Below are 12814 nucleotides of genomic sequence, written 5' to 3'. Positions count from 1 at the left end.
GAAAGACAGGTGTATAGAGAAAGATTGACTATAATTATACCTCCACCGCAACAATCTGATTCCGGCCCTGATGCTTGGCGGCGTACAGGGCTTTATCGGCAGACTTGAACAGGTCGTTCAGGTAGGTGGTCGCATCCATGGCAGGCGGGATCTTGAATTCGGCGATGCTGAGCAGCCCCAGGCTGATGGTGATGGACACGGGCTCATCGATATAATCGATACGGATGGTGTTGTGTTCAACCTCTAATTTGAGCTGTTCGGCCAGATGCCTCGCCTCGGCTCCATTCGTATCCGGCAAATAGATGATGAATTCCTCTCCGCCGTAGCGGGCCAGAATATCGGAGGGCCGCAGGCTGCGGTGCAGCAGCTCCACCGTGCTGCACAGGACCACATCTCCGGCGAGATGGCCGTGCTGGTCGTTGATTTTTTTGAAAAAATCGATGTCGATCAGTATAATAGTCGAAGGTGTCCGGGTATCGCTGACCCGCACTGCCTCCTGCTCCAATTGCTGCATCAGATAATGCCGGTTGTAGCAGCCGGTTAGACTGTCGGTGATCGCCAGCTTCCTCAGCTTGCCGTTCGTCTGGAACAGCTCCTCCTGCACCTTCACCAGCGAGTCGTTGCGTTCCTTGAGGACGGCATTCTGCTGGTTCGTCTCATCGATGAGCCGCCGGATCTCGGTAACATTCTGGAAGGTGACGATCCGGCCGACCCGGTTGCCGCTTACTATGATCGGCGCTGCATGAATACTGACAACCATTTGGATAAGAGGATGCAGAATTTCCAGCTCAGCCGTCTCCAGCGGATACTCATGGTATTTCTCAAGGAAGGACTCGATCTTCATCGCAGGGTCATCCGGCAGATAGCTGCTTATATTGAACGCCGTACCCGTCACAAGCGGGATATAGGGATGCAGGGCATGATTGATCTCTACGACCTGCTCCTGGTCATCCAGCACGAGAATTCCGTATTCCATGGTATTGATAATATCCTGATGGGCGATGGTTACGATATCGAATACTTTGTCCTGGTGGATCGTAATCACAAAGAACGTAGCCGACACCACTATACCCAGTGAAGTGAAGCCCGGAATTACCGGCAAATAGTCATCCAGAATGACATTGAGAAGCACGTCGATCATAAGGAAGATGCATAGCGCCGTAATGCCTTTGAGCATGTACATAACCTGATTCTTGATCCGCGCGGCCTGGTTAGAGGTCAGAGCCACGTATATGACATACATGGACACGAGGGCATTAATCACAAGAAAGGTCATGCTGATCCAGAAAATAGGTCCGTAGATCCGCTCAACATACCCTCCATTTACCGGGCGAACGAACCATCCATAAGGATTGAGCACCACTCCAAGGGAGGTCAATACTGCAGGGATCACCAGCGCGGACACTATTTTTCTGCTAAGGAACTGGGATTGTCCCGCGAGCAGAATCGTGAAGAAGAACCAGCCCAGGCCCAGCAGGGAAGCATCCACGAAGGCAAGCTTCACATAAAAGAGCTGATAGATAGGATCATCGACGGTCCTGATGGCAAACTGGCAGTAGGGCCAGATCAGCATGGCGAAATGGAACCCTAAATAGACCTTGTGCAACTTGGTAATCGTGACCGTAGCCACGATATAGATGAGCAGCAGGAACAGAAGGAAGCACATAATCAGGTCAATCCAAGAGGCTAAGGCCAATATATTACACCTTCTTGATTTTAATAGTATTTATTGATTTTTGTGGGTCTAAGGTCTTATATATTGTTTTTAATATATAATTAGCGTGTGCAGATTACAAGATTTTTAGATAAATCCATCGGGAAATATTGGATTGGGAGGGGACCACATGAAGTCTATTAGCGTGCAGAGTCTTGTAGAGAAATTCCATCTGGAGGTACTCGCCGGAGCGGGCAGGATGGACCGGATCATCACCCGTCCACGGACGCACAGACCGGGTCTGGAGTTTGTCGGTTATTTTGATTTTTTTCCGATGGAGCGGGTGCAGGTCCTTGGACGTAAAGAGATTAACTACCTGTTAACGCTGAGTGTAGAGGAGCGGATGCTGCATATCGGCAACATCGTCAAATACCATCCTCCGTGCTTCATCGTGACCAGCGGCCAGCAGGAGATTCCTTATCTGACGCTGTTCTGCGACCAGGAGGGCATTCCGCTGCTGCGGACGCCGGAGGTGACTACCGAATTCATTGCCAAGCTGGACAGCTTCCTGGTGAAGACGCTGGCGCCGGAGCTGTCGATCCACGGGGTATGCGTTAACGTGTCTGGGATCGGTATTCTGCTGCGTGGCAAGTCGGGGATCGGCAAGAGCGAGACGGCACACACGCTGATCCGCAGGGGCCACCGCTTCGTGGCGGATGATATTGTGGTGCTGAAGAAGCTGGGTCCGGCGACGCTCCTGGGGACCCATAATGAGACCACGCGTGAATTCCTGGCGCTGCGCAGCATCGGCCTGATCAACGTCGTGCGGCAGTACGGGCGGCGGGCGTTCCAGGATGAGACGCGGATCGTACTGGATATTGAGCTTGCCCCCTGGCAGGAGAATTCGCTCAACAATGAACTGGAGCTGGTGCCCCAGTTCACCGAATATCTCGGGGTGCAGATTCCGCATATCGAGGTCCAGCTTCAGCCGGGCCGCGATGTAGCCGGTCTGATTGAAGCGGCTGCGAACAACTGGTATCTCAAGCAGCTCGGATATAGCGCGGTGGAAGAATTCATGCAGCGGATTGAGGACGGGATGCAGTCTTAAGGAACGGCAGGGAATGAAGACCCGCGCTCCTGGGCAACTTAGAGGAAAGACAGCAAGGGAGCGTGTCCGTAAATGGCGAGAAGAAACAGAAAATATGCTGTACCAGGGTCCGCCCAGGGAATGCAGACGTTCAAAGCGGAGGTTATGCGGCAGGAAGGATATCACGTAGATCCGAATCATCCGGACGACGTGAAATACGAGGTAGCCAAAGAGCTGGGCATCCCACTGCAGGCCGGAAATAACGGCAATCTGACCACCGGGTCGGCCGGACAGATTGGCGGCAGAATCGGAGGCTCCATGGTTCGCGAGATGGTGCGTCTGGCCCAGGAGCAGCTTGCGGGTAAGCAGAAGTCTTAGAATGGATTGGATCAAATCCATATTCATATTTATGCTAATAAGATCCCTTTCTTTGTTAAAGGGGTCTATTTGTGCGTATATTCACGAAAAGTTCTGCACTTAGACGTAAAAGCAGAAAAATACCCTATAACATCTCGTTCCATGTTATAGGGCAACAATCAGAGCTGACCTAACCAGCGCTTCGGAATTAAGCAGTAGGCGTGCCCTGAAGCAGACTGTTTCTGTAATTCATGAGCGGGGCCAGCCAGACCATGCCGGTTCCCCGGTACACGTTGACCAGGCCTTCGCCTGAGGCGGCGGAGCCCAGACGGGTCTTGCCTGACTTCTCGACCGTGAAGTCCAGAGAGCTCGACCACATGAGGGCGAAGTTACCGTCCACCTTCAGCACATCATTTTGCAGCTCGACCACAACGGCTTCCTCGGAAGGAATGGGAGCTTCGAGGGCGAGAATGCCTTTGCCGCGCGCGCTCAGGTTGAACAGCCCTTCACCGCCGAGGACGGCAGAGGAGATGTTCTTGCGTGCCGCAACGGAGATGTCGAGCGTAGTCTCGCAAGCCAGGAACATGCCGTCATCAATCACGATATGGTCGTTGTCCACATCAATCAGCCAGAGGTATTTGTAGGTGGTCTCCAGCAGGATGGTTCCGGTTCCCTTGTAGAGCGGTTTGACTGCGCTGGTTCCGGTTGCCGCCCCCGATAGCATATTGCGCATCAGTCCTCCTACGCCTTTGATGCCGGAGGTCATCTCGATATTGCCGATCATATACTGCATGGCCCCGGCGCTCAGCATCACCTCATTGTTATTCAGCTCAATCATCAACTGCTTGTTGCGCATGTTGCTTTTGCTCATGAAGAAGTTGGTCTCCGCTTCATAGCGGGAGGTAGTGCTGAGATCCTCTTTGTATTCGATGATGCTGAAGCCGCCTAGCTGCTCTTTAATAACAACGTTGGAATTGTCTTTCAGGTTATTAATGGTAAAAGCCATGGATACCCGCTCCTTCGGTAGCTGTAGTTATGCAATACTGTGTATCATGCCTTCAAAGCATACGTATTCGACACTTCTCGCGGGTATCCTTGAATTCCGGGAGAAAAAAACGCATACAATAATTCCTTTACTTCTAATATCAGGTTAGCGTAATGTTCTAAGTATAGTGCTCAGAATACAAACGTATCTCATGACACCAGCATTTGAACCGAAAGGAAGTTAGCCTTGTTTGAGACGCTGCTGCTCAATTTTTTGTTTATGCTGTTTCCGGTGCTGATATTTCTGATTTTCTTCGAGAACAGGCCCCACGCCTACAACCGTAAGATTCTTGTACTGCTCATTGCCGTCACCATGATCCTGTGTATCGCCAAGCCGATCCGGCTGGATACCGGGTTCATCTTTGACCTGCGGTATGTTCCGTTTGTGATTGCGGCCTTGTATGGAGGGTACAAATATACCCTGCCCTTATATGTGATTCTGAATGTGTACCGTTTCTATATAGGCGGCGCGGGAACCGTCCAATCCTTACTTTTTTCGACAGCAGTCCTCATTCTGGTTCCTTCCATAAGCGCCAGATTTCTCCGTTCTAAGCCTAAGGGACGGATCTTATGGGCTACCTCCATCGTGGTCCTGACTATGGGCTGTTATCTGATCATCCTGGGCCAGATCATGGATAAGCTGGATACCCAGTTCTGGACGCTTGCCTTCTATGCCTTAGCCACCCATGCAGTGGTTATGGCGATCCTAATGATCCTGCTGGAGCAGATCCTGGCCAACCTCAGGAACCGTGAGCGGATTATGCAGTCGGAGCGGCTGAATGTGGTCAGTGAGCTGGCGGCCAGCGTCTCCCATGAGATGCGCAATCCGTTAACCGTGACCAGCGGCTTCCTGCAGCTGCTTAATCTCTCCAAGAACCTCACCCCGGAGGAGAAGGGGTATGTCGAGCTGTCACTGCTGGAGCTGAACCGGGCGGAGAAGATCATCAGCGATTATCTGTCTTTTGCCAAGCCGCAGTCGGCGAGCCGGGTCTACTCCAACCTGATGGCTGAATGTGAATACACCAAGAATGTGATATTGCCGTATGCCACGATCCACAAGGTAGCGGTTGAATTCAGCTTCAACAACTCGCTCAGCACCCATTATGACAGCAATGAGATGCAGCAATGCCTGATTAATCTGTACAAGAATGCGATTGAAGCGATGGAGGGGGTGGAGGATGCTGTCCTGTCTATTGCTGTCTTCGCGAGCGGGCAGAATATTATCATTACCATCAGCGACACCGGTATCGGAATGACGAAGGATGAGATCTCGCGCCTGGGCAAGCCGTATTACTCCACCAAGGCGGACGGGACGGGGCTCGGAATGGTCATGGCGTATAACACGATTAACAAGCTCAAGGGCCGTATTGAGGTCACCAGCGAGAAGGGCAAGGGAACCGTCTTCAGGATCATCATCCCGGCCTAACGCACGGCAACAGTGGGAAACTTGGTGTGAAAATGATAAAGTATCTCTAAGAGAACTTGGAATGATTAACCGGGAGGCTATGGGTAATGAGAGAAGAATTAATCGCGCAATTGAACGCTTGGCATGAGGCGGACGAATATGAAGAAATCGTATCCCGCATCAAAGAGGTGCCGACACCGCTGATCGATGAGGAACTGGCAGTGCATCTGGGCCGGGCGCTCAACAATCTGGGCCGTTACCGGGAAGCGCTTAAATGGTTCAACAAGGCGGCAGATAAGGGTAAAAAAGACCCGCTGTGGCATTTCCGTGTCGGCTACGCCCACTATTATCTGGACGAGTATGATCTCGCGATCAAAGCATTCAAGAAGGCAAATAAGCTGGACCCTGAGGATCAGGATACCATCGAATTCCTGGAATGGAGCCGCAGTGAGAAGGAGGCGCTGGCCGCTGCGGACGAGGATAGCGAGGATGCAGAAGAAGCTGCCGAAGCGGATTCCAGTTCAGATGCTGGTTCAGATGCCAGTCCCGATGCGGATTCGGATGCGGCAAAAGAGACGAAGCACTAGGGATTGACGGCTGGTCTGGCCGAAGCATACAATGGAGTCAATCTTATCAAAGAGGTGAAATGGATGCCATTCCGTACCGTTGCAAGGAACTAGTTATCGGGCTGGGTAGAACGCGTACCAGCCACCAAGGGGGAGGTCTGTCCTCTTGGTCACAGATAACTGGATTCTTGAACGGTGCCTGGAAGGTCATTCTTTGTGAGCCGGGACACTGAGTTATTCCGCTTGAAGACTACACTGCTGAGGCAGGAGTCTTTAATGCGGAGTGGCGAGGAGAGTTCCCGGCTTTTTGCCATACTCTTATGAATAAGATTGGAGATTGTGATCATGTTAAAAAAATGTCTTGTCCACCTCAGAGGGTGGGCCGCTCTGTATATAGTTCTCGGCTGTGCCATTCAGCTCTTAAGCAGCCTGGGCATTGTTGTCTTTCAGCGGATTCTGGATCAGGCGGTGGCGGGAACGGGCTTCCGTGAAATCCTATACGGGGTTGTCGTCTACGGGATGCTACTCGGCCTGAACGTCCTGCTGAACTATGCGGATGAATATCCCAGCGCCTATCTATCGAACAGCATCACAGAAAGACTGAAGATTATGGCCTTGTCCAAAATCTCCAGAATGGATTATTCCGCCTATCAGAACATGGGCACAGGCCAGATGATCAAGGTGATTGAGAACGGCGCGGCGGCCGGGAACAGTATTTTATTTTCTTTTATCCTCCATACGCTGCATGAGTTGCTGCCCACGATTCTCTTCAGCCTGCTCTTCATCAGCTACTATGACCTCAGAATCATGCTGGTGATTGCGGGCGGGTACGTGGTTATCTTCCTGTTAACGAATGTTCTGCTCAAAGTTCTCTACCGGATCAAGGAATCGGTGCTTATGCAGCAGGAGGCCATGTCCCGATACGGGGTCCGCGGCTTCATGGAGCTGGTTGTCTTCCGCACCAACAAGAAGTACGCGCAGGAGATCGGCAGACTGAATAAGGCGGCACAGCAGATTATCAGGCAGAGCGCGAAGCTGCAGATGATTCATGAATCCTTCTTCGCCTTGTTCGAATTGTTCATTACGGTCATTAAGGTGGTTGTGCTGCTGTACGGCGTGAAGAATGTGGTCTCCGGGCAGGCCTCTGTTGGGGTCATGGTCGCACTGTTCATGTTCATTGAGAAAATCTATACGCCGATCGCCATCTTCAACGTATTATTCGTCGGCTATAAGCTGAACAGGGTCACCTATCAGCGGTTCGAGGCATTCCTGAATGCTCCCGAGGACCGGAATCTGGAGCAGGGCAAGGCGCTTGCGCAGCTAGAGGGCAGCATTGAATTCAAGGATGTATCATTCAGCTACGGAGAGGTGCAGGTGCTGGACCGGCTGTCCTTCTCGGTTGCGCCCGGAACCTCAGTGGCTCTGGTGGGCTTAAGCGGCAGCGGCAAGTCAACGGTCATTAAGCTGATTACGGGCCTGCTCAAAAAAAGCGGCGGCCAGCTGCTGGTCGACGGCACGGATATCGACGAGCTGAGTCTGGACAGCTACTATGATCACATCTCTTATCTGTCGCAGGACAGTCCGATCTTCGATACTACCATCCGGGGCAACATGGTGTTTGAGCAAGACGTCCCGGATGAAGAGCTGTATGCGGTGCTGGATAAGGTTCACCTGAAGGAGAAGGTACTGGAGCTGCCGGAGAAGCTGGAGACGCGGGTTGGGGAGCGCGGGCTGAAGCTGTCGGGCGGGGAGCGTCAGCGGCTGGCTTTTGCCCGGGCGATCCTGCAAAAGCGGAATCTGATCATCCTCGATGAGCCGGTATCGGCCCTGGATAATATTACGGAGCGCAGCCTGATGGAGACGGTGTTTGCGGAGTTCAGGCATAAGACGGTCATTATTATCGCACACCGGCTGAATTTCATCAGCGGCGTGGACCAGATTCTGGTCATGGAGCAAGGCAGGCTGGCGGGGGAAGGGGATTTCGATTCCCTGATCCGGGACTGCCCGTCCTTCCGTACGCTGTGGAATAACGGCAGGGGACAAACGGATTAAACTATCTTTTACCTTGTGGACTATCCTGCGCCTGAACTATGCTGGGTGTCAGATAGAACTTGAAGGTGAGGTTATGTGTATTATGAATCTGGCATTGTCCAGGATGAAGCTCGAAACAGAGCGGTTAATCATCCGTCCCTATATGGAAAGTGATCTGATGGCTTCGTTCGAAATAATGCAGAACCCGGAGGTGCTGGCCTTCATGCATATGGAGGTCATGCAGAGGCATGAGTATGAGGGGATGTTCCGCTGGCTGATGTTCAGCTATCATACACCGTTTGAACTGCCGTTCAAGTATTCATTTGCCATCTGTGATAAGGCAACCGGGCAACTGATCGGCTGGTGCGGGGCCGGTGTGCTGGAGTTCAGGGCGCCGGATGCGGAGCTGTATTATCTGATTGGGCGTGAACACTGGGGCCGGGGCTATGCTACCGAAGCTGCTGCGGCGATGGCGGACTACGCCTTCGATGTAATCGGACTGGAGCAGCTATACGCCAAGGCAGATCCGCGCAACACCGCGTCGCTCGGGGTGCTCCGTAAGCTGGGCTTCCAGGTGGAGCAGGAGCTGGCCGGGTTGACCGGCGATTATGAGGATTGCAATGGGGAGCTGCTGCATGTGCTGACGAAGGAGCGGTTTGTAGAGCGGGCCTTCAAGGCGGGAAATGACCATATACTGAGGGGGCGGGCGATGAACTGACGAGGGATATGCGCGGAATGTATAATTGGAAGAAGCGTGGAAGAAGACCGGAAGATTAGAGAATACGGCTTGCTAAGCCGTATTTTAGTAACAGGTGCCGTCCTTATAGGATGGCACCTGTTGTGTATGAGCAGGACTCCCTATCGCTGTCTCATGCGGCATTGCAGCAGTTTTTTAGACTGATTGTATTTTCTGCAATAGAATTCGGGCTTAGCTAAGCTAAATAATCATCTGTTGTATTTTATACAATGGTTTTCTTGAATTCTGCCCGAAAGCCCTTATTTGTCCAGATTCTGCTGTACAGAGTGCAATAGAATCAATTTTTAGACCAATTTCGGGGTCAGCTAATGTACAAAGTGCAACAGAAGTAGAGTCCAGCCAGTTCTGAACCCGCACATCATTCAGGCGTAAGTGTTCGTTTATAAGAAAACTTACGTCCGCGGATTAACTCTAACCTGTGCGCCCTTGCCGCTGGTCTGCAGCCCGGAGGCCTTGGTTCCGGCCTCCTTCAGATCGGCCACGAGCCGCTCCAGCACTGCCTTCGCAGCGGCGGCTTCCTTGGCGCCGGAGGACTTCACGACGAGCTGCACCGGCTTGCCGGAGCGCAGATGCTTGTCTGCCTGACGCAGCTTCGTGTCGTAGTCATGCTCTTCAATATGGGCGGTGAAGCGCAGCTCCTTCACCTTCTCCTGGCTGCTCCCGCCGCCTTGTTGCGGACGGGTGGTATTCCCCTTGCGGGCAGCTTGTGCCGCCGCCTTGCCTTTGCCCTTGGCGACCAGGCTGCAGGGCGGCGGGCTGCTCATCAGCGAGGTGCAGACCAGGTCGGCCCCTGCGGCTCTGGCCTTGGAGAGCGCCTCGGTTCTGGATACGGTGCCGAGCTTCTCGCCCTTCAGCCCGGTCAGCTCGACCTCGGCTGCCTTAATCTGTTCATTAATCAGTACGGCCACGGAAATGATCCTCCCTTTGCGGATATGATATAGCTATCATATATGGAAGCGGGCAGGGCTTCAATAACAGCTGCCTGCAGCCGTCAGGCCGGCAGGTTGAGACGGTTGTGCAAAGCGGTTATACTCAGTGGACGCAGGTTTTTCAGCATGGAACCACTGGCACTACTATATTTTCTGTTGAATGGGGGATGGCAATTGAATGACACAGCTGACGATAAGCAGTTAATTCTGCTTATTGCACAGAAAGACTCGAATGCCCTCGAACTGCTCTATGACCGGTATGAACGGGTCATTTATAGCTTTGCTTACCAGATCGTGAAGGATTCGATGGCTGCCGAAGAGGTTATGCAGGAGTTGTTCCTGCGCCTGTGGAAGAATGCGGGGCAGATTGACTTCGGCAAGGGCAAGCTGCTCACCTGGATGTTCGCGGTGACCCGCAATCTGGCGATCGATTACCTCCGTAAGCGGGACGCCAGGCTGCCGCGGCAATCCGCCGATTCCGGGAATCTGGAGCAGGTTCAGGACCACAGCGCGCTTACCGAGGATCTCGTTGAGCTGCAGATGGCGGGGGAACAGATCAGAGAGGCGCTGCTGGGATTAAGCCGCGACCAGCAGCAGGTAATGGATATGATCTATTACCAGGGCTACACCCAGCAGGAGGTAGCGCAGCTTGCGGCTATCCCGCTGGGAACGGTCAAGGGAAGAGTCCGGCTGGCGATGAAGCAGCTTCACAAATCTTTACGGCACTGGGGAAGGAGGGATCATGCACATGAGTGAACACAATGAGGAACTCTGTGAGTTGGCCGAATTATATACGCTGGGTGCACTGACGGCTGAGGAAATGCAGCAATTCGCTGCCCATGCGGCAGAATGCGCGGAATGCAGAGAGCTGGTGGAGGAATACCGGCAGGTACTGGACCATCTTCCGCTTGCCTCTGAGCCGATAGACCCGCCCTCCGGCATGAAGGAGCGCATCTTGTCACGGGTGCTGGAGTCCGGGAAGGCGGGTGCACCGGCAGCAAGGCCGGAGACCCGTCTGCTGAATATCCAGCCTGATGCAGAGCGGGCTATGGAGCATGAGCCAGCGAGGACTCCTCCGGCAGAGCAGGGCTTGCCCCAGTTAAGCATCCCGCAGCCTAGAAGAACCCGCTTCTGGGGGTACCTGAGCCTTGGACTGGCTGTGGCTGTGCTGCTCTTGGTCGTCTACACCGGCCAGCTGCGCGGGAATGTGTCTGAGCTGAAGCAGCAGCTGGCTTCCGGCACCGGACCGCTCCAGGGGCTTAAGGTGAATGAGGCGGTAGCGCTAAGTCCGGCGGGAGAAGGGGTTACCGCCAAGGGTACAGCAACGATTGTCGCAGACCCTACCGGCACCCACCTTGTGCTTCAGGCAGAAGATCTGCCGGAGCTTACCGGCACCGAGGTCTACCAAGTGTGGCTGATCAAAGGGGACTCGCCGGTGAATGCAGGCACCTTCATCTCACAGGGCGGAAACGGGGCACTGTATTATTCGTTTGACCCGAAGGCCTATGATACCATAGCCGTTACACTGGAACCGGATGGCGCGGGCGTTACCCCGCGCGGGAAGATGATTCTCGCAGCTCCGATTAAGCAGGGGTAGCAAGAGTAGCTGGTAGTATAATGCCGCAGGCAAGCGAGCGGAGTTGAATAGACTTGAAGCAGAACAGCCGGGAGGATGGATTCCCGGCTGTTTAGGTATTATACAGAAGATTAGTCAGTACATGAAATGAGGAGAAACGGCGTGGTAAAGTTAATCGTTGCGATGAATATCTATGCTTCCGGGAGGAAATCCATGTGTTCTGCTGCGCCTTGCTATCCATAAGGAAAGAACCAGCAAGACAAACAACGCCCAAGGAAATGTCATAACACCCGTTGTTTCGAGAAGAATTCCACCAATTACACCGCCCCCGCCAATGGCCAGATTCCATGCGGTTACAAGCATGGATTGCGCTACATCTGCGCTCTCTCCGCCAGCTGTGGCCATTGCTGTTTGCAGCAGCGTAGCTGCTCCTCCGAACGTTAAGCCCCATACAGCAACTACCAGATAGATCACCGAAGGTTTGCTGCTGCCTATGCTGAGCAGGACAGATGCCAATGCAAATGCAGTGAGGCTAATCAGAACCAACAGCCTCAGGTGACGATCAATCCAGATACCGGTTAACCAGATGCCAAGAAGTGCTGTAATACCGAAAATAAGAAGCACCAAATCCACGATCCCGGGCAGCCCGGCCTGAGTAAGGAACGGTGCTATATAGGTATACAGGATATTATGGGCCAATACCCAGGCCAGCACTACAAACAGGACCGGCCGCACTCCAGGCCTTGTGAAGACCTTACGTAGAGGAGGACGATGGTCTGCAGCTTCTCCCGGATAATCCGGCAGCTTCCAGAGTATCCAAATAGTCAGCAGCAGAGCGAACAGCGACAAGACGCCAAAGATATTACGCCAGCCTGCAAGGTCACCCAAAAACGTTCCGGCTGGCACGCCAAACGCCAAAGCAAGCGGTGTTCCCGCCATTGCAATAGCCATAGCCCGTCCCTTAAGCTGCTCCGGTACCATGCGCCGTGCATAACCTGCGATCATTCCCCACAGGACACCAGCGGACACACCTGCGAAGAAACGGGACGTTAGCGTCAGGGGATAGCTCGAAGATAAGGCAGTAACGGTATTGAATATGAGAAAACCAAGGATGCATACTAGCAGCAAGGGTCTCCGCCTCCAGCCGCGTGTTGCCGTGGTCAATGGAATGGCGGCGACTAACGAGCCCAGGGCATAGAGGGTAACAAGCTGACCTGCCATGGCCTCTGTGACTCCAAGCCCCTTACTGATCTGAAGCAGGAGCCCGGCGGGAATCGTCTCAGTCAGAATACAGATAAACCCGGTCATCGCCAGGGCAAGTAACCCGGCCCAGGGAAGGCGTACGGAAGCAGGAGAACTGGAGCTCTGTTGCGGGGAAGCAATGGTGCTGCTGCTCATCCCGGCGTTC

At 53.4% G+C, this 12814-nt stretch carries 12 protein-coding genes; 8 read left to right on the top strand and 4 right to left on the bottom strand.

The genetic code is table 11. The annotated features are described in order from the left end of the window. Positions 1–34: 34 nt before the first annotated feature. A complete protein-coding gene (locus tag MKZ07_RS22180) occupies positions 35–1696 on the bottom strand; it encodes a histidine kinase N-terminal 7TM domain-containing diguanylate cyclase (protein WP_341027548.1) in 1662 nt (553 codons plus the stop codon). Positions 1697–1844: 148 nt separating this feature from the next. On the opposite strand from MKZ07_RS22180, the gene hprK reads away from it, so the two are divergent. Both hprK and MKZ07_RS22170 read left to right on the top strand, forming a co-directional pair. Next, on the top strand, positions 1845–2762 hold the full coding sequence (gene hprK / locus MKZ07_RS22175) for an HPr(Ser) kinase/phosphatase (protein WP_036691698.1): 918 nt from the start codon (positions 1845–1847) through the stop codon (positions 2760–2762). 72 nt (positions 2763–2834) lie between these two features. Next, positions 2835–3119, top strand: coding sequence for an alpha/beta-type small acid-soluble spore protein (locus MKZ07_RS22170; protein WP_036691699.1), 285 nt, complete (start codon positions 2835–2837; stop codon positions 3117–3119). A gap of 187 nt (positions 3120–3306) precedes the next feature. Here MKZ07_RS22170 and MKZ07_RS22165 read toward each other — a convergent pair whose 3' ends face one another. Then, positions 3307–4104 (bottom strand): AIM24 family protein, encoded by a 798-nt coding sequence (locus MKZ07_RS22165; protein ID WP_036691702.1) that lies wholly within the window; start codon positions 4102–4104, stop codon positions 3307–3309. 225 nt (positions 4105–4329) lie between these two features. On the opposite strand from MKZ07_RS22165, the gene MKZ07_RS22160 reads away from it, so the two are divergent. From MKZ07_RS22160 to MKZ07_RS22145, 4 genes are all read left to right on the top strand, one after another. After that, positions 4330–5568 carry an ATP-binding protein gene (locus MKZ07_RS22160; RefSeq protein ID WP_036691704.1) on the top strand — a complete coding sequence of 413 codons (1239 nt, stop codon included), beginning with the start codon at positions 4330–4332 and terminating at the stop codon, positions 5566–5568. A gap of 86 nt (positions 5569–5654) precedes the next feature. Beyond that, a complete protein-coding gene (locus MKZ07_RS22155) occupies positions 5655–6134 on the top strand; it encodes a tetratricopeptide repeat protein (RefSeq protein WP_341027543.1) in 480 nt (159 codons plus the stop codon). A 324-nt stretch (positions 6135–6458) separates the two neighbouring features. After that, the gene (locus tag MKZ07_RS22150; protein ID WP_076156427.1) at positions 6459–8165 is read left to right on the top strand and encodes an ABC transporter ATP-binding protein; all 1707 of its coding nucleotides are present in this window, start codon (positions 6459–6461) and stop codon (positions 8163–8165) included. Positions 8166–8247: 82 nt separating this feature from the next. Beyond that, on the top strand, positions 8248–8862 hold the full coding sequence (locus tag MKZ07_RS22145; protein ID WP_076156567.1) for a GNAT family N-acetyltransferase: 615 nt from the start codon (positions 8248–8250) through the stop codon (positions 8860–8862). 431 nt (positions 8863–9293) lie between these two features. On the opposite strand, the gene infC is transcribed toward MKZ07_RS22145, so the two are convergent. After that, entirely contained in the window at positions 9294–9809 is a 516-nt protein-coding gene (gene infC / locus MKZ07_RS22140) for a translation initiation factor IF-3 (RefSeq protein WP_036691710.1), read from the bottom strand. Between the two features lie 195 nt (positions 9810–10004). Here infC and MKZ07_RS22135 point away from each other — a divergent pair, with 195 nt between their 5' ends. After that, on the top strand, positions 10005–10586 hold the full coding sequence (locus MKZ07_RS22135; RefSeq protein WP_036691711.1) for an RNA polymerase sigma factor: 582 nt from the start codon (positions 10005–10007) through the stop codon (positions 10584–10586). Next, positions 10579–11427: an anti-sigma factor gene (locus MKZ07_RS22130; protein WP_341027541.1), complete on the top strand. Its 849-nt coding sequence runs from the start codon at positions 10579–10581 to the stop codon at positions 11425–11427. The genes MKZ07_RS22135 and MKZ07_RS22130 overlap by 8 nt, the downstream gene beginning before the upstream one ends. A 150-nt stretch (positions 11428–11577) precedes the next feature. Here MKZ07_RS22130 and MKZ07_RS22125 read toward each other — a convergent pair whose 3' ends face one another. Beyond that, positions 11578–12804: an MFS transporter gene (locus tag MKZ07_RS22125; RefSeq protein WP_341028082.1), complete on the bottom strand. Its 1227-nt coding sequence runs from the start codon at positions 12802–12804 to the stop codon at positions 11578–11580. Positions 12805–12814 lie beyond the last annotated feature (10 nt).

The organism is Paenibacillus sp. FSL P4-0338 (genome assembly GCF_038002365.1).
In the GTDB taxonomy this organism is placed as follows: domain Bacteria; phylum Bacillota; class Bacilli; order Paenibacillales; family Paenibacillaceae; genus Paenibacillus_AQ.
Note: the sequence above shows the minus strand (reverse complement) of the source record. Positions and strands in the feature narration are given on the sequence as shown.